Source organism: Oceaniglobus trochenteri (assembly GCF_020529025.1).
GTDB lineage: Bacteria > Pseudomonadota > Alphaproteobacteria > Rhodobacterales > Rhodobacteraceae > Oceaniglobus > Oceaniglobus trochenteri.
In genome coordinates this window covers 46,879-63,224 of the sequence record NZ_JACNMM010000004.1, presented here as the reverse complement: position 1 = coordinate 63,224, position 16,346 = coordinate 46,879, and the positions used below count along the sequence as shown (strand labels likewise).

At 65.5% G+C, this 16,346-nt stretch carries 13 protein-coding genes; 7 read left to right on the top strand and 6 right to left on the bottom strand.

The features are described 5' to 3' along the window. Positions 1–25: 25 nt before the first annotated feature. The 4 genes from H7828_RS07655 (at position 26) to H7828_RS07640 (ending at position 5,111) form a co-directional block, all read left to right on the top strand. A complete protein-coding gene (locus H7828_RS07655; RefSeq protein WP_226780430.1) occupies positions 26–1,054 on the top strand; it encodes a TRAP transporter substrate-binding protein in 1,029 nt (342 codons plus the stop codon). Between the two features lie 70 nt (positions 1,055–1,124). After that, positions 1,125–2,483, top strand: coding sequence for a glutamine synthetase family protein (locus H7828_RS07650; protein ID WP_226780429.1), 1,359 nt, complete (start codon positions 1,125–1,127; stop codon positions 2,481–2,483). A 99-nt stretch (positions 2,484–2,582) separates the two neighbouring features. Next, a complete protein-coding gene (locus H7828_RS07645; protein WP_226780428.1) occupies positions 2,583–3,962 on the top strand; it encodes an aldehyde dehydrogenase family protein in 1,380 nt (459 codons plus the stop codon). Positions 3,963–3,965: 3 nt separating this feature from the next. Further along, complete coding sequence (locus tag H7828_RS07640) at positions 3,966–5,111, top strand: iron-containing alcohol dehydrogenase (RefSeq protein ID WP_226780427.1); 1,146 nt, start codon at positions 3,966–3,968, stop codon at positions 5,109–5,111. On the opposite strand, the gene H7828_RS07635 is transcribed toward H7828_RS07640, so the two are convergent. From H7828_RS07635 to H7828_RS07610, 6 genes are all read right to left on the bottom strand, one after another. Next, positions 5,112–5,987, bottom strand: coding sequence for a carbohydrate kinase family protein (locus tag H7828_RS07635; protein ID WP_342592287.1), 876 nt, complete (start codon positions 5,985–5,987; stop codon positions 5,112–5,114). It abuts the gene before it with no gap. Continuing rightward, positions 5,984–7,036: an ABC transporter ATP-binding protein gene (locus H7828_RS07630; RefSeq protein ID WP_226780426.1), complete on the bottom strand. Its 1,053-nt coding sequence runs from the start codon at positions 7,034–7,036 to the stop codon at positions 5,984–5,986. The genes H7828_RS07635 and H7828_RS07630 overlap by 4 nt, the downstream gene beginning before the upstream one ends. Before the next feature lie 3 nt (positions 7,037–7,039). Then, complete coding sequence (gene argH, locus H7828_RS07625) at positions 7,040–8,527, bottom strand: argininosuccinate lyase (protein ID WP_226780425.1); 1,488 nt, start codon at positions 8,525–8,527, stop codon at positions 7,040–7,042. A gap of 90 nt (positions 8,528–8,617) precedes the next feature. Further along, positions 8,618–9,496 (bottom strand): carbohydrate ABC transporter permease, encoded by an 879-nt coding sequence (locus H7828_RS07620; protein WP_226780424.1) that lies wholly within the window; start codon positions 9,494–9,496, stop codon positions 8,618–8,620. After that, positions 9,496–10,383 (bottom strand): carbohydrate ABC transporter permease, encoded by an 888-nt coding sequence (locus H7828_RS07615; protein WP_226780423.1) that lies wholly within the window; start codon positions 10,381–10,383, stop codon positions 9,496–9,498. The genes H7828_RS07620 and H7828_RS07615 overlap by 1 nt, the downstream gene beginning before the upstream one ends. A 78-nt stretch (positions 10,384–10,461) precedes the next feature. Continuing rightward, entirely contained in the window at positions 10,462–11,724 is a 1,263-nt protein-coding gene (locus H7828_RS07610; protein ID WP_226780422.1) for a sugar ABC transporter substrate-binding protein, read from the bottom strand. A gap of 123 nt (positions 11,725–11,847) precedes the next feature. Between H7828_RS07610 and H7828_RS07605 the strand changes: the two genes are divergently transcribed. Genes H7828_RS07605 through H7828_RS07595 form a run of 3 tightly spaced genes read left to right on the top strand, consistent with a single transcriptional unit; the run spans position 11,848 to position 16,282 of the window. After that, positions 11,848–13,023, top strand: a complete 1,176-nt coding sequence (locus H7828_RS07605) for an ROK family transcriptional regulator (protein WP_226780421.1) — start codon at positions 11,848–11,850, stop codon at positions 13,021–13,023. Between the two features lie 17 nt (positions 13,024–13,040). Further along, a complete protein-coding gene (locus H7828_RS07600) occupies positions 13,041–15,407 on the top strand; it encodes a PIG-L family deacetylase (RefSeq protein WP_226780420.1) in 2,367 nt (788 codons plus the stop codon). A gap of 2 nt (positions 15,408–15,409) precedes the next feature. Beyond that, positions 15,410–16,282 (top strand): DMT family transporter, encoded by an 873-nt coding sequence (locus H7828_RS07595; protein ID WP_226780419.1) that lies wholly within the window; start codon positions 15,410–15,412, stop codon positions 16,280–16,282. Positions 16,283–16,346 lie beyond the last annotated feature (64 nt).

Genomic DNA, 16,346 nt, shown 5'->3' with positions numbered 1-16,346 from the left:
CATCCCACCAGCAAGGAGAGAAGACATGACCACCAGACGCAAGTTCATCGCCGGGGCCGCGGTTGCCCCCGCCGCGCTGGCCACGCCGGCCATCGCCCAGGGCAAGATCACGTGGCGGATGCAAACCTATGCCGGCCCGGCCCTGGCCGCACACGTCATCGACCCCGCGATCAAGAGCTTCAACGCCATCGCCGGCGACCAGATGGAGATCGAGCTGTTCTATGCCGACCAGCTGGTGCCCACCGGAGAGCTGTTCCGCGCCCTGCAGCGTGGCACCATCGACGCGGTGCAGTCGGACGACGACAGCATGGCATCGCCCACCGAAGTCACCGTGTTCGGCGGCTATTTTCCCTTCGCCTCGCGCTATAGCCTCGATGTGCCGGTGCTGTTCAACCAGTACGGACTGAACGAGATCTGGGACGAGGAATATTCCAAGGTCGGCGTGAAACACATCAGCGCCGGCGCCTGGGATCCGTGCCATTTCGCCACGAAAGACCCCATCCGCAGCTTGGAAGACCTGAAGGGCAAGCGCGTCTTCACCTTCCCCACCGCCGGGCGCTTCCTCGAGCAATTCGGCGTTGTGCCCGTCACCCTGCCCTGGGAAGACATCGAAGTGGCCGTGCAAACCGGCGAGTTGGACGGCATCGCCTGGTCGGGCATCACCGAGGATTACACGGTCGGCTGGGCGGATGTGACCAACTATTTCCTCACCAACAACATCTCGGGCGCCTGGGCCGGATCGTTCTTTGCCAACCAGGACCGCTGGAACGAACTGCCCCCCCACCTGCAGGAACTGTTCCGCGTCTGCTGTGACCAAAGCCACTATTATCGCCAGTGGTGGTACTGGGGCGGTGAGGCCGCGCTGCGCGTCAACGGGCCGAAGATGGAACTGACCAGCATCCCCGATGACGAATGGCAGAAGGTCGAGGACGCGGCCGAGGTCTTCTGGGATGAAATCGCCGCCGAAAGCCCGACAAAGGCAAAGGTTGTCGAGATCTTCAAAAAGTACAATGCCGACATGCGAAAGGCCGGACGCCCCTATCGTTATGGCTGAACTTGACCTTTTCGAACAATAAGACGATGGCGCGCGGGATAACCGCGCGCCCCCATTTAAGGATGCGACCATGCCCCGGATGACCCTAGACACCCTCGCCCAACTGGCCGACCGCGGCGAGATCGACACCGTTCTGGCCTGCCTTGTCGACATGCAGGGCCGCCTGATGGGCAAGCGGTTCCATGTGCGCAACTTCCTTGAAAGCAGCCACGCCGAAACCCATGCCTGCAACTACCTGCTGGCCACCGACCTTGAGATGGCAACGCCCGAAGGCTATGCCGCCACCTCCTGGCGCCACGGCTATGGCGACTATGTGATGAAGCCCGACCTTTCCACCCTGCGCCCCCTGCCCTGGCTTGAGGGCACGGTCATGGTGATCTGCGACGTGCTGGATCATCACAGCCATGAACCGGTGCCCCACGCGCCGCGCCAGGTGCTGAAGGCTCAGCTTGCCAGGCTGGAAAAGCTCGGGTTCACGGCCAAGATGGCGACCGAGCTGGAGTTTTTCCTGTTTGCCGACAGCTATGACACGATCCGCGCCGGAGGCTTTCGCAGCCTGCGGCCGATTTCGGGCTACAACGACGATTACAACATCCAGCACACCACCCGGATCGAGAACATCATGCGCCCGATCCGCAACCACCTCCATGCGGCCGGAATCCCCATCGAGAACAGCAAGGGCGAGGCCGAAACCGGGCAGGAAGAGCTGAACATCCGCTACGACGACGCGCTCTTGTGCTGCGATTATCACACCATCGCCAAGCAGGGGGTGAAGGACATTGCCTGGCAACAGGGGGTTTCGGCCAGTTTCATTCCGAAATGGCACCGCGACAAGGTGGGGTCGGCCGCGCATATCCACCAGAGCCTCTGGACGGACGGCAAGAACGCCTTTCACGACCCCGAGGCAGACATGGGCATGTCGGCCACGATGCGCAGCTACATGGCCGGGCTGATCGCCCATGCGCCCGAAACCACCGTGTTCATGGCGCCCTATGTGAACAGCTACAAACGCTTCGTCGCGGGCACCTTCGCCCCCACGAAAACCGTCTGGAGCGTCGACAACCGCACCGCCGGCTTCCGTCTCGTGGGCGAGAGCACCAAGGGTGTGCGCGTCGAATGCCGCATTCCCGGTTCCGACATCAACCCCTACCTGGCCTGCGCCGCCCAGATCGCCAGCGGCATCGCCGGGATCGAGGCCGGGCTGGCCCTGGGCGATCCGATCCGGGGCGATGTCTACAATGCCGAGGTGCCGGAAATTCCCCGCACCCTGCGCGACGCGACGGCCACCTTGCGCGACTCGGAAATGTTGCGCAAAGCCATGGGCGATGCGGTGATCGACCACTATGTCCGCTGTGCCGAGGTCGAGCAGGAAGACTTCGACAGCGCCGTGACCGACTATGAAATCGCCCGGGGATTCGAGCGGGCCTGACCCGCAGGAGGGGGGCTGTCTGCCCCCCGTCGCCTGCGGCGACTCCCCCCGAGGATATTTTGGACCAAAGATGGGGCAAGCCCCGGAAATGAGGCTGAGATGAGCAAGATGCTGCAATGTGTTTCGCCGATCGACGGGTCGGTCTATGCCGAACGTCCGGCGCTGGATTTCAACAGCGCCGCCGTGGCCGTGGCCCGCGCCCGCGAAGCGCAGCGGGACTGGGCGGCGCGCCCCCTGTCCGAGCGGATATCGCTGGTGATGGCCGGAGTGGCCGCCGTGGGCGCCATGAACGACGAGATCGTTCCCGAACTGGCCTGGCAGATGGGCCGCCCGGTGCGGTACGGCGGGGAATTCGGCGGTTTCGAGGAACGGGCCACCTACATGTCGGGGATCGCGGAAAGCGCATTGGCGCCGCTGGTGATCGAGGAGTCTACGCAGTTCTCGCGCCGGATCGAGCATCGCCCCCATGGCGTTGTCCTGGTGGTGGCGCCCTGGAACTATCCCTACATGACGGCGATCAACACCATCGCCCCTGCCCTGATCGCGGGCAATACCGTTCTGCTGAAACATGCCACCCAGACCCTTCTGGTGGGCGAGCGGATGGCGCGGGCCTTCCATTCGGCGGGCGTGCCCGAAGAGGTGTTCCAGGCGGTGTTCCTGGATCACGAGGTGACAAGCGGCCTGATCGCCGGACGCGCCTTCGGTTTCGTGAACTTCACCGGTTCGGTTGCCGGCGGCAAGGCAATGGAACAGGCCGCGGCCGGCACCTTTACCGCCGTATCGACGGAACTGGGCGGCAAGGACCCGGGCTATGTCATGGAGGATGCCAACCTGGAGGCGGCCGTCGATACGCTGATCGACGGTGCGATGTTCAATTCCGGACAATGCTGTTGCGGAATCGAGCGCATCTATGTCCACGAAAAGCACTATACCGACTTTGTCGATCGTGCGGTGGCCATCGTCGAAGGCTATCGGCTGGGCAATCCGCTGGAGCAGGACACCACCATCGGCCCCATGGCACACCGCCGCTTTGCCGAGGAAGTGCGCGCCCAGGTGAGCGAGGCCATCGCCGATGGCGCGAAACCGATGATCGACGCCAGGCGTTTCGGCCCGGCCGAGGGCGCCTATGTCGCGCCGCAGATCCTGACCGATGTGACCCACGAAATGCGGATCATGCGCGATGAAACCTTCGGCCCCGCGGTGGGCATCATGAAGGTTTCGGGCGACGACGAGGCCGTGGCCCTGATGAACGACAGCCAGTTCGGGCTGACGGCATCGCTCTGGACCGCCGACATCGACCGGGCCAATGCCATCGGCGCGCAGATCGAGACCGGCACCGTTTTCGCCAACCGCTGCGATTACCTTGACCCGGCGCTGTGCTGGACCGGGTGCAAGGACACCGGGCGCGGCGTCGGCCTTTCGGAACTGGCCTATGGGGCGCTGACCCGGCCGAAATCCTATCACCTGAAGAAAGCCTGAGACATGAGCATGACCGCAAACTGGTCTTACCCCACCGCAATCCGGTTCGGCGCCGGGCGCATCGCCGAGATTGCCGAGGCCTGCCGCGCCGCGGGCATCAGCCGCCCGCTTCTCGTGACCGACCGTGGCCTTGCGGGCATGGAGATCACGACCCGCACCCTTGACCTGCTGAACGAGGGCGGACTGGGCGCCGCGCTTTTCGCCGAGGTCGATCCGAACCCGAACGAGCGCAACGTCGCCGCCGGCCTTCAGGTCTATCGCGACGGCGGCCATGACGGCGTGGTGGCCTTTGGTGGCGGTTCGGGGCTGGACCTGGGCAAGGTCCTGGCCTTCATGGCCGGGCAGACCCGCCCGCTGTGGGATTTCGAGGACATCGGCGACTGGTGGACGCGGGCCGATGCGGCCGCCATCCACCCCATCGTCGCCGTTCCCACAACGGCCGGCACGGGTAGCGAAGTGGGCCGCGCCAGCGTGATCACCAACAGCGAAACGGCGGAAAAGAAGATCATCTTCCACCCCCGGATCCTGCCTTCGGTGGTGATCTGCGACCCTGAACTGACCGTGGGCATGCCGCGCTCCATCACGGCAGGCACCGGCATGGACGCCTTCGCCCACTGCCTTGAGGCCTATTGTTCGCCCCACTACCACCCGATGTCACAGGGCATCGCGCTGGAGGGGCTGCGCCTGGTGGCCGAGAACCTGCGCACCGCCTATGACGCGCCGACCAACCTGACGGCACGGGCCGAGATGATGTCGGCGGCGATGATGGGGGCCACGGCCTTTCAGAAGGGGCTGGGCGCCATCCATGCCATCAGCCATCCGATCGGCGCGATGCACCACACCCACCACGGCACGACCAATGCCGTGGTGATGCTGCCGGTGCTGCGCTTCAACCGCCCGGCGGTTGAGGACAGGTTGGCGCGCGCCGCTGCCTACCTCGGGGTTTCGGGCGGTTTTGACGGGTTCTATGATTTCGTCGGCCAGCTGAATGCCGATCTTGGCATCCCGGCGAACCTGACCGAACTGGGGGTACGCGATCCGGACATGGACCGCATCACGGCCTCGGCGCTGGCCGATCCCTCCTGCGGGGGGAACCCGGTTCAGATGACGGCGGAAAACACCCGCCCCCTGCTGGAAAGCTGTTTCTGATCAGGTGGTTGCGGCGGCACCTTCCGTGGTGAATCCGCCGCGCTGCTGCACCGCGACGGCGCCCCGCGCGTTGCCGGCCGCAAGGCAGGCCGCAAGGGGCGCCCCCGCAAGCCATCCATCAAGGAAACCGCTGTTGAAGGCATCGCCCGCCCCAGTGGTATCGACCACCGGCACCGAAAGGCCGGGCGCTTCCGCCGTTTCGCTTTCGCTTTCGCCCAGGGCGCCGCGCGCGCCACGCTTGGTCACGGTCAGGGGCGCATAGGGTGGATTGACGCCGAGACGGGCCAGTTGCGCCACCTCTTCCTCGTTCGGGAAGAACACGTCGACCCGGGCAATCAGGGCCAGGTGATCGGCGCTGGTGTCGTCGTCCCAGCTGCAATCGAGCGAAATGCTCAACCCGGCGGCGCGGGCAATGTCGATCAGCCCGGGCGCCTCGGCCAGGGTGGCCAGTTCTCCGATGTGAAGGTGACCGACCTTCAGCCTTTCAAGATCGGCGGTCGCCAGATCGGGCACCGCGCGCCCCACCCTGCGGGTCAGGAAGGCGCGATCCTGCGCGCCCGACATCGCAACGGTGATCTGCGGATCGCCGGGTGCTGCGGGCAGGCACAGATCGTGCCCGACTCCCACCGCGGCGACATCGCCCATCACCTGGTCCTGAAACGGCGGGCCGGGCCAGAAGGCGGCCAGGTGGGCGGGGCGGCCCAGTTGTGCAAGATGCGCGGCGGTGATCACCGCACCGCCCCCGGCCCGCAGGGCCAGCGCCCCGGCGTAAACCTCGTGCCCCAGGGTGGGCATGCGCGGCAGATCGGAAAACACCAGGTCGCAATAGAGGCGCCCGACGCACAGCACCCCCGGAGGGCGGGACGGGTCGCTCACGTCAGGGCCTGTCCGGTGTTGGCGTCGAAGAAGTGCAGGTTTTCGGGCTTGGCGTTCAGCGTCACCTCGGCGCCCACCTCGGGGGGGGTGCGGCCATCGGCCTTGGCAATCACCTCGCCCCCTGCGCCGGTGTCGACATAGATCAGGGTTTCAGGGCCCAGCGGTTCGCGCACGGTGACCTTGCCCCGGACCAGCGCGACGCCTTCGCCAAGGCCCAGGTCGTCGGGGCGCACGCCCAGCGTCACCGGCCCGTCGGCGCGGGCCGGCAGATCGACGGTGCTGCCGGTATCAAGCCGCAGCACACCGCCGCTGGCGGTGGCTGGCAGCATGTTCATCGATGGCGCACCGATGAATCTGGCCACGAAGGTATTGGCCGGGCTGTGGTAAACCTCGGCCGGGGTGCCGACCTGCTGGATGTGGCCGTCCTTCATGATGACGATCCGGTCGGCCATGGTCATCGCCTCGACCTGGTCGTGGGTGACGAAGACGATGGTATTGCCCACCCGCTGGTGCAGCTTCTTGATCTCCAGACGCATCTGGGTGCGCAGCTGCGCATCGAGGTTCGAGAGCGGTTCATCGAAAAGAAACACCGCCGGGTCGCGCACCATGGCGCGGCCAATGGCGACCCGTTGACGCTGACCGCCCGAAAGCTGGTTGGGCTTGCGATCCAGAAGGTCGGTCATGTCGAGGATGGCTGCCACCTCGTCGATGCGGGCCTCTTTGTCGGGCTTGCTCATCTTCGCGGTGCGCAGCCCGAAACCGATGTTCTTGCGCACCGACATGTGCGGGTAGATCGCATAGTTCTGGAACACCATGGCGATGTCGCGATCCTTGGGTTCGAGGTTGTTCACCTGCCGCCCGCCGATCTCGATGCTGCCGCCTGTCACCTCTTCCAGCCCGGCGATCATCCGCAGGGTGGTGGATTTGCCACAGCCCGAGGGGCCGACGAAGACGACGAATTCGCCATCCGCCACATCAAGGTTGATGCCGTGCAACACCTCGGTCTTGTCGTAGGTTTTCACCAGATCGCGCAGGGCAAGGGTGGCCAAGGATCAATCCTCCAGAAGGTCGGCAAATGCGGTTTCAAGGGTGGCGGCGGCAGTGCTGCGCCGGTTGTCGCGCACCGATGCGCGGGGCAGCAGATCGTCCTGCAGCACGCTGGAATAGCTGGCAAAGGCATGGGTCAGGGCCGCGGGTGCGGGGCCGCCCGGACGGTCGCGCCGCGCCACGAAGGTTTCGGGGGCCACGGCGGTGCGGAAGGCCCGCTCATCGGTCCGCGGGGCGCGTCCCTCTTCGCTTTCGAAGGCGCGCGTGAAGGCGGCGTGGCCTTCGCTGAGGGGCTGGCCCTCGGCAATCACGGCCCGGGCCGTTGCCGCCGCGACCTCATGCGCCTGGCGAAAGCTGAGCCCTTCGTCGCGCACCAGGGTATCAGCCAGTTCGGTGATGGTGATGCAGGCGGCATCGGTATTGGCACGCACCCTGTCGGCGTTGATCGAACAGGCGGGGATGAAGGCGGTCAGCAGATCGAGGACCCGCCCCCCCGAATCGAAGGCGGCATAGCCGGCCTGCTGCACCTCGCCCTCGCTGTCGTTCATGTCGGTGAAGGGAGTGTTGTGCATCGTGTTCACGATCATGTCGCACCGCCCCACCGTCACGCTGGACAGGTGGCGCAGGTGTTCGATGGGCACCGGGTTGCGCTTTTGCGGCATGATGCTGGAAATCTGCACGAGGCTGTTGGGCACATAGAGCTGCCCGACCTCGAATGCGCTCCAGAAGGCCATGTCCTGGATCAGGCGGCCGAGGTGCAAAAACACCAGCTTGATCGCAGAATAGAGCCCGGTGATGTAATCGACCGAGGCGATGCAGCCGTAGGAGTTCAGCGAAACGGCGCCGAACCCCAGCAGGTCGGCCATGCGGGCGCGGTCGATGGGAAAGCCGCTGGTGGTGATCGCAGCCGCGCCCATGGGGGATTTGTCGACGGTGTCCAGCGCATCGGCCAGGCGCCTTGCATCGCGCAGCAGAACCTCGACGATGGCCGAAAGGTAATGGCCGAAGGTTGTCGGCTGGGCCGGCTGACCATGGGTATAGGCCACGATCAGTGTTTCGCTTTCCCGCTTTGCCGTCTGGATCAGCGCATCGATCAGCGCGCCCAGCCGGTGCTGCATCGCGCTGCCCCGGTCCAGCAGGGCCAGCTTGAACAGGGTGTGATCCATGTCGTTGCGCGAGCGGGCCGTGTGCAGCGCCCCGCCCAGATCGCCCAGGCGGCGCTTGAGTTCGGATTCCACCAGGAAGAAGTAATCCTCATGCTCGCCTGTATAGGTGAGCGCGGCGATGTCGGTTTCGGCCTCGATGTCGCGCAGGGCGCGGGCGATGGCGCGGGCATCGTCGCGCTTCAGGATGCCGGTGTCGTGCAGCATCACCAGGTGCGCGCGGTTGATCGCCCCCATATGCGCCGCATAGTGGGTTTTCACCCCTTCGAACAGCGGGGCAAGCACCGTGTCGCGGTAGGTAGGATCGGGGAATTTAGACGTGTCGTTCATGTTATCGGGGCCTGCGTGACCCGAAGGCGCGGACGCCTCCGGCGGGAGTATTTTTGCAAGAAAGAAACCACGGGGTTTTCCTTTCGCCGTTCATCCTTTCAGCCCCGCCATCACGACGCCACGGATGATGAACCTCTGGAAGATCAGGAAGACCACCAGCGTCGGGATGGTCGAGATCGCGGCGCCGGTCATGATCAGTTCCCATGCGACATCGGCCTCATCCCCGAAGGACGACAGGCCCACGGGCAGCGTGTACATCTCGACCGAGTTGGTGACGATCAGCGGCCAGATGAAGGCCGTCCAGTTCCCGAGGAAGACGAAGATCGCCAGGGCCGCCAGCGCCGGTTTCACCAGGGGCATGGCCACGGTCCACCAGATCTGAAGTTCGTTCAAACCGTCGATGCGGGCCGCCTCGATGAAATCGTCGGGGACGGTTTCGAAGAACTGCTTCATCAGGAAGGTGCCGAAGGCCGTCATCAGGCCGGGGAACATGATGCCCCAGTAGGTATCCAGCCAGCCGAACTGCTGGCTCATCAGGTACCAGGGGATCACCAGCATTTCGGTGGGGATCATCAGGGTCGACAGGATGGCGATGAAGATGATGTAGCGCCCGGGAAAGCGGAACTTGCACAGGGTATAGCCCACGAGACTGTCGAACAGGATGTTGCAAATCGTGGTCACCGTGGCGATGACGATGGAGTTCAGGAACCAGGCGTAGAAGCGGCCGTCCTCGAGAACATAGGTGTAGTTCTCGATCGTCGGCTCTTCGGGGATCAGGTTGACGTTGTATACCTCGTGCGGCCATTTCAGCGAGGTCGAGATCATGTAGGCGATGGGCATGACCATCACGATCCCGCCGATGAACAGCAGCAGCCAGCGGATGATCTGACCCATGTTCGCGGGCTTCCTGGGCGGCTTGGTGCCCAGCAGCGCTTCGGAGGTGGGGCGGATTTCCTCGACGACGGCCATTACTTGTCCCTCAGGATGCGCAGTTGCAGCAGCGACACCACCAGCAGCACCAGGAACAGGACGACCGTCTGCGCGGCGGCATAGCCCATGTCGAACTTGGTGAAGGCGGATTCATAGATCATCAGCACCAGCGGTTTCGTCGCGTTCAGCGGGCCGCCGGGGTTGTTGGTGGTCATGTTGAAGACGTGATCGAAGATCCGCAGGAACCCGATGGACGAGAAGACCACGATGAAGACGATGGTGGGTTTCAGCAGCGGCAGGGTGATTTCCCAGAGGATCGTCCACCAGCCCACGCCGTCGATGCGGGCCGCTTCGTAATAGGATTTGGGGATGGCGCGCAGGCCGGCCATGAAGATGATGATCTGGAACCCCAGCCCCGCCCAGACCGCCGGCGCCAAGACGGCCGGCAGCGCATTGGTGGTGGAGTTCAGGAATTCGATCTGCCCGATCCCGAGGTTGGCCAGCATGTTGTTGAACAGCCCGGTCGGCACCGGTTGATAGAACCACCGCCAGACCCAGGCCATGGCGACGGCGCTGGTCATGAAGGGCAGGAAATAGAGCATCCGCAAGAAGCCGTGCATGAAGCGCAGCTGATCCAGGTGATAGGCGATGACGAAGGAGATCACGAGGCTGATGGGCGTGCCCAGCAACAGGTAGATGAAGGTATTGGCAAAGACCTTCCAGAAGACCGGATCGTTGAACAGCTTGATGTAATTGTCCAGCCCGGCCCAGGTGCGGTCGCCCAGAAGGTTCCAGTTCTGGAACGAGATGAGGATCGCGTTGCCCGTGGGATAGAAGCGGATCACGCTGTAGAACACGACCGGGATCGCCAGAAAGGCCCAGGCCCAGACGATCTGTTTCTGCTTGATGGTCAGGTTGCGATACATGGTTGCCCCATCCGCCAAAAAGGATCGCCCACCCCGTGACAGGGTGGGCGCAGGGTGGTCAGACCACCCCCTTGCGTCTTACTTGCCGTAGTAATCGTCAAGCAGCTTCTGTTCGGCCTTGGCCGCGGTGGCCAGGCTTTCCTCGGCCGACACACCCTGCAGCTGCATGCGCTCGACCATTTCGACCAGCACCTGGCGCTGACCGCTTTCGTCGGCGAACTTGGTGGTGTGGGCGTATTCCAGGCCGCGGATGAAGGGGCCGAAGACCGGATCGTTGGCGTTCTTGTCGGTCATGCCCACCGAGGGCTTGGCGGGCAGTTCGCCCACGACCTCAAGCCACAGCTGCATCGCCTCGTCCGAGGTGAGGTATTCCATGAACTTGACGGCGGCGTCGTATTTCTCGCCTTCGGCCTTGGTGGTGATCGCGTTCACCCAGTACGAGGAGTAGTTCGAACGCGTGCCGTCCGGCCCTGCGGGCAGTTCGGTGACACCCCACTTCAGCCCGCGGATATCGGCAAGCGAACCGATGCGGAACGACCCGTCGATGTGCATGCCCGCGCGACCGGCCTTGAAGGCGGCCTGGGGCTCGTCCATGAAGGTGGTGGCCGTCACGGCGTCGTCACCCATGAACAGGCTGGTGTAATAGTTCAGCGCGGCAAGGCCTGCCTCGGTGTCATAGTTCACCGTCTGGTAGTCGTCCTTGTAGGGGTCGCCGCCGAACTGCCGCACGAGGCCCTCGCGCCACCAGTGGTGATCCTGCGCCGTCATGCCGGCCGTGATGCCCACCTGGGTCAGGTTCCCGGCGCCGTCCTTCTTGGTCAGCTTGCGGGCGACCTCGATCAGCTCGTCCAGGGTTTCGGGCGGGCTTTCGATGCCGGCCTCGTCGAACAGGCGTTCATTGTAGAACAGGGCAAGCGAGCGGACCGCCGTGGGCAGCGCCCAATACTGATCGCCATCGCGCATGGCGCTGACCATCGGGAAGAACTCGGAATCGATCTTGTCGGCCGGGAAGGTGTCGGCGGGCAGCGGCTGGATCAGCTGCGCCTCTTTGTAGTCGTTCAACCAGCCGTAGAACAGCTGCACCACGTCCGGCCCCTCGCCCGCGGGAATGGCCGAGGCCACCTTGGTGCGGTAATCGGCATAGGGGAAATGCGACATCTTGACGGTGATGTCGGGGTTGGCGGCCTGGAACTTCTCGATCAGCTGGTTCATCGCCTCGACGCGGGCGTCGTAGAAATACTGCCAGTATTCGATTTCCACGGCATGGGCCGCGCTGCCCAGAAGGCCCGCGATCCCTGTCACGCTGGCAAGGGCCAGCCCCCGGATTGCTCCAAATGTCATGTCTGTTCTCCCGGTTCGACACCCATGGGTGCCCTTGGTATGAGATTGGGGGTCTGCGCCCGCCTGTTCCGTGATTAACTCAATCCAGTTGAATTAACAAGCGGTTTGAGTTAATGCCGCGGAATGGTTGTCAGACTCGATCAGATTGTCGGTGCCAATGCCGAGCGTTCGCGCAGCCATAACCGGCAGCTTGTCCTGGGCCATGTGCGCCGCGCCGGACAGGTGGGCCGGGCAGAGATCGCCCGCGCCTCGGGGCTGAGCACACAGGCCGTTTCCAACATCATCGCCGATCTTGAACGCGAGGGGCTGCTGGTGGAACAGGGCCGGTTGCAGGGTGCCCGGGGGATGCCCGCGATCCAGTATGCAGTCAACCCCCGGGGCGGCTTTGCCTTCGGGATCGAGATTCGCCCCGGTGCCGTCTTCGCCGTGATGCTCGACCTCTTGGGCAATACCGTGTTCAGCCATCGCTGCACCCTGTCCTCGGCCCTGCCCGACGCGGTGACGGCCAAGGTCCTGGCGCTGCGCGATCTGGCGCTGAGCCAGACCGGCGTGCCCGCCGACCGCATCCTGGGCGCCGGGGTGGTAGTGCCCGGGCCCTTCGGCACGACAAGCCTGAAGGACGAGGCGACGGAACTGCCCGGCTGGGCGCAGATCGACATGTCGGCCTGGTTTACCCGGGCCTTCGGCCTGCCCGCCCATGTCGAAAATGACGCCAACGCCGCCGCCATGGCCGAGCATGTCTCGGGTGCCGCGCGCGAGCTGAGCCATTATGCCTTCCTTTATTTCGGCACCGGCCTGGGCCTTGGCCTGGTGTCCGAGGGCCGGCTGGTGCGCGGGGCCTTCGGCAACGCGGGCGAGATCGGCCATGTCACCATGCCCACCGCCAGCGGCGGTGTGGTGCTGGAACAGGCGGTCAGCCGCCTGTCGATCGCCCGCCATCTGGCCGGCCATGGCATCGACGCCCCCGACAGCGCCAGCCTGGCCCAGCTTTACGACCAGGGCTGCCCGGCGCTGATCGACTGGCTGGACCAGGCCGCCCTGCCCCTGGCCCATGCGGTTTCGCTGGTCGAGAATCTTTTCGATCCGCAGGCCGTCATCCTGGGCGGTGCGCTGCCCGATACCCTGATCGACCACCTGATCGCCGCGATGCCGCTTGACGAACGCTCGGTCGCCAACCGCCCCGACCGCACGACGCCGCGCCTGTTGCGAGGCGCATCCGGTCGGATGACCGCCGCCCTAGGCGCGGCCTCGCTGATCGTAAACCGAACCTTCACACCGCAACTTGCCGTTGCCGTCTAACGCCGGAAGAACCTGCCATGCCCCTCACCGCCCAACTGCCCGACGCCCTTCGCATCCATGGTCAGACGGCCCGTATCGTCGATCTTTGGCAGGCGCTGTTGCCGCTGCAATCCTGCGTCAGCTTCATGAACACCGGCGCCCATCCCGATGACGAAACATCGGCCATGCTGGCGGCCCTGCGCCACCGGGGATTCGACCTGTCCTATGCCTGTTCCACCCGGGGCGAAGGCGGGCAGAACGATATCGGCACCTGCACCGGCGCCGACCTGGGCGCCCTGCGCACCGCCGAGATGGAGCGCGCGGCCGAGGCCCTGTCGCTGCGGCTTTACTGGCTGGGGGAAACGGCCGATGACCCGATCACCGATTTCGGCTTTTCCAAGAGCGGGGTCGAAACCCTGGCCAAGTGGGGCCGCGAACGCACGCTGGCGCGCTTCGTCCATATCCTGCGCCGCGAACGCCCCGACATCATCTGCCCCACCTTCCTCGACATCCCCGGCCAGCACGGCCACCACCGCGCCATGACCGAAGCGGCGCACCTGGTCATGGACCTGGCCGCCGATCCGGCCTTCACCGGCAGCAACCTTGCCCCCTGGCAGGTGAAGAAACTGTTCCTGCCCGCCTGGTCGGGCGCCGGTCAGGCCTATGACGACGACCTGCCCCCGCCCCCCGCCACCACCATCGTCGCCGCCAAGGGGGGCGATCCCGTCACCGGGCACAGCTTTGAACAGATCGGGCAGCAATCCCGCGTCTTCCACGCCACCCAGGCCATGGGCCGCTGGGTTGCCCCGGGCGAAGAACGCGACTGGCCCCTCCACCTGGCCGATTGCAGGATCGTCGCCGATGGCGATGACGTGGGCGCGGGCCTGCCCGATGGCCTGGCCGCGCTGGCCGGCTTTGCGCACGCGCCCGAGATCGCGCAACATCTGACCGCCGCCCAGGACGAGATCGACGCCTGCCTTTCGGCCCTGCTGGCGCCCGACCTGGCCGCCCGCCTGTCGCGCGCGCTCGAGCATGTGCGCGCCGCTCGCGTCGCCTGCCCCGATCACGCCGCGACCGAGGTGCAGCACCGCCTGGCCCGCAAGGAACAGCAACTGTCGCGCGCCATCCGCATCGCCGCCGGTGTCACCGTCGAGGGCTATCTCGAACGGGCCATGGTGCGGCCGGGCGAAAGCCTGCGCACCACCGTCGAACGTTGTGACGGCACAGCCGACGGGCTGCGCGTCGAGTGGATGCTGCCCGACGGCTGGCGGATGGAGGGCGACCGGCTGACCGTGGCCGCCGATGCCGCGCCCCATGACGGGTACCGCGATACCTGGCTGGCGGACATGCCCGATCTGCCCTCCCTGCGCGTCACCACCACGGTGGAGGGCATCGACAGCGAAACCCGCCTGCCGCTGCTGTTGCCGCCGGTGGTTCTGCCTGCCCGCGCCGCCGATCTTGAACCCCACGCCGCCCTTCTGAACCGCCAGGGCAAGCGGCGTGACATCCCCGTGGCCATCAACGCGATCTTTCCCCCGAAGGCCGAACCGGCGCTGACCCTGCCCGAGGGCTGGTCGGCCGAACCCTCGGCCTCGGGCATCCTGCTGACCGCGCCCGGCGATGTGGCGCCGGGGCTTTACGACATCGCGCTGACGCTGGACGGCGAACCCGCCTTTTCGGCCCGCAGCATCAGCCACCCCCATATCGCCCCCACGGCGCGCACGGTTCCCGCCCGCCTTCAGGTGCGGGTGGTCGACGTGGCGCTGCCCGATGTGCATGTCGGCTATATCGGTGGCGGCAACGACAGGGTGGGCCACTGGCTGCAACAACTGGGGCTGGGGGTGGCGCGGCCCGAACCCACCCGTGTCAGCGACGCCGACCTCGACAAGCTGGACACCATCGTCATCGGGATCTTCGCCATGCGCTTCCGCGAGGGGCTGGCCGAACTGATGCCGCGCCTGCACGACTGGATCGAACGGGGCGGCACGCTGATCACGCTCTACCATCGCCCCTGGGACGGCTGGAACCCCGACACGATCCCGCCCCGCCGCCTTGAGATTGGCCAGCCTTCGCTGCGCTGGCGGATCACCGACGAGACGGCAGAGGTCACGCATCTGCAACCTGACCACCCCCTGCTGAACACCCCCAACACCATCGACGCCGAAACCTGGGCCGGGTGGCACAAGGAACGGGGCCTCTATTTCGCCAAGTCCTGGGACGAAGCCTATCAGCCGCTTCTGGAAATGGCCGACCCCGAGGAAGACCCGATGCAGGGCGCGCTTCTGACAGCCGATATCGGCAAGGGGCGGCATATCCACACCTCGCTGATCCTGCATCACCAGATGGAGCGGCTGACCCCCGGCGCCTTCGCGCTTTTCGCCAACCTCCTGTCCAAACGGGGCTGACCATGACATTGCCGCCCCGCGACAATCTGCGTGGCGGCGCCTGGATGCTGGCCGACATGGCGCTGAACATCTGGGCGCTCAGCATCGTCAAGGCGCTTGGCCTGGGCTTTCCGCCGGCGCAACTGGTGTTCCTGCGGGCGGTGATAGGGCTTATCCTGATCGCGCCCTGGGTCTGGCGCGGGCGGCGCGTCTTTGTCGGGGTGGGCGATCTGTCGATCCACGCCCTGCGCGTCGGCCTGTCCATCGTCACGCTGACGGCCAGCTTCTTTGCCATCGCCCGCCTGCCCTTCGCCACCTTCACCGCGCTGAATTTCACCCGTCCGGTCGTGACGATGGTTCTGGCGGCGCTGGTGCTGCGCGAAACCATCGGGCTGGCGCGGTGGGTGGCGGCGGGTGTTGCGTTGATCGGGGTCGTCATCGCGGTCGAACCCTCGGCCCTGCCGCCGGGCAACGGGCTGCCGGTGCTGTTCCTGGCGATCTGCGCCGGGTCGGCCGCCGTGATCGCGACACGCCGCCTGCGGGCCGCGCCGACGCTGGTTTTGATGACATTCTATACCGCCGGCCTTGCCCTTGTGACCGGCCCCATCGCCGCCCTGTCATGGGTGCCGATCCCGCCTGAGCACCTTGTGCCGCTGCTGTCGATCGGGGTCTTCGCCCAATGCGCCCAGGCCTGTTTCCTGCGCGCCCAGTTTCACGGCGAGGCGGGGTTCCTTTCGGTTCTCGGCTATCTGTCGCTGATCTTTTCCGGCCTCGTGGGGTATTTCGTCTTCGACGAGGTGCCGACGCCTGCCTTCGCCCTTGGTGCGGTGCTGGTGGTCGGCGCGGCACTCAGCGTCAGCTATGGCGCAAGGCGGCGCCGCGCGCCCGCCGCCTGAGATATGGCACCTTGCCCGCGCACCATGCTATGACAGCCGGACATCATCGCAGGAACAGGATTTC

What these genes read in the sequence shown, in the direction of transcription:
- H7828_RS07615 (WP_226780423.1), bottom strand. Translation starts at nt 10,383, where the DNA reads ATGTATCGCAACCTGACCATCAAGCAGAAACAGATCGTCTGGGCCTGG.
- H7828_RS07600 (WP_226780420.1), top strand. Translation starts at nt 13,041, where the DNA reads ATGCCCCTCACCGCCCAACTGCCCGACGCCCTTCGCATCCATGGTCAG.
- H7828_RS07605 (WP_226780421.1), top strand. Translation starts at nt 11,848, where the DNA reads ATGGTTGTCAGACTCGATCAGATTGTCGGTGCCAATGCCGAGCGTTCG.
- H7828_RS07595 (WP_226780419.1), top strand. Translation starts at nt 15,410, where the DNA reads ATGACATTGCCGCCCCGCGACAATCTGCGTGGCGGCGCCTGGATGCTG.
- H7828_RS07610 (WP_226780422.1), bottom strand. Translation starts at nt 11,724, where the DNA reads ATGACATTTGGAGCAATCCGGGGGCTGGCCCTTGCCAGCGTGACAGGG.
- H7828_RS07655 (WP_226780430.1), top strand. Translation starts at nt 26, where the DNA reads ATGACCACCAGACGCAAGTTCATCGCCGGGGCCGCGGTTGCCCCCGCC.
- H7828_RS07640 (WP_226780427.1), top strand. Translation starts at nt 3,966, where the DNA reads ATGAGCATGACCGCAAACTGGTCTTACCCCACCGCAATCCGGTTCGGC.
- H7828_RS07645 (WP_226780428.1), top strand. Translation starts at nt 2,583, where the DNA reads ATGAGCAAGATGCTGCAATGTGTTTCGCCGATCGACGGGTCGGTCTAT.
- H7828_RS07650 (WP_226780429.1), top strand. Translation starts at nt 1,125, where the DNA reads ATGCCCCGGATGACCCTAGACACCCTCGCCCAACTGGCCGACCGCGGC.
- argH (WP_226780425.1), bottom strand. Translation starts at nt 8,527, where the DNA reads ATGAACGACACGTCTAAATTCCCCGATCCTACCTACCGCGACACGGTG.
- H7828_RS07620 (WP_226780424.1), bottom strand. Translation starts at nt 9,496, where the DNA reads ATGGCCGTCGTCGAGGAAATCCGCCCCACCTCCGAAGCGCTGCTGGGC.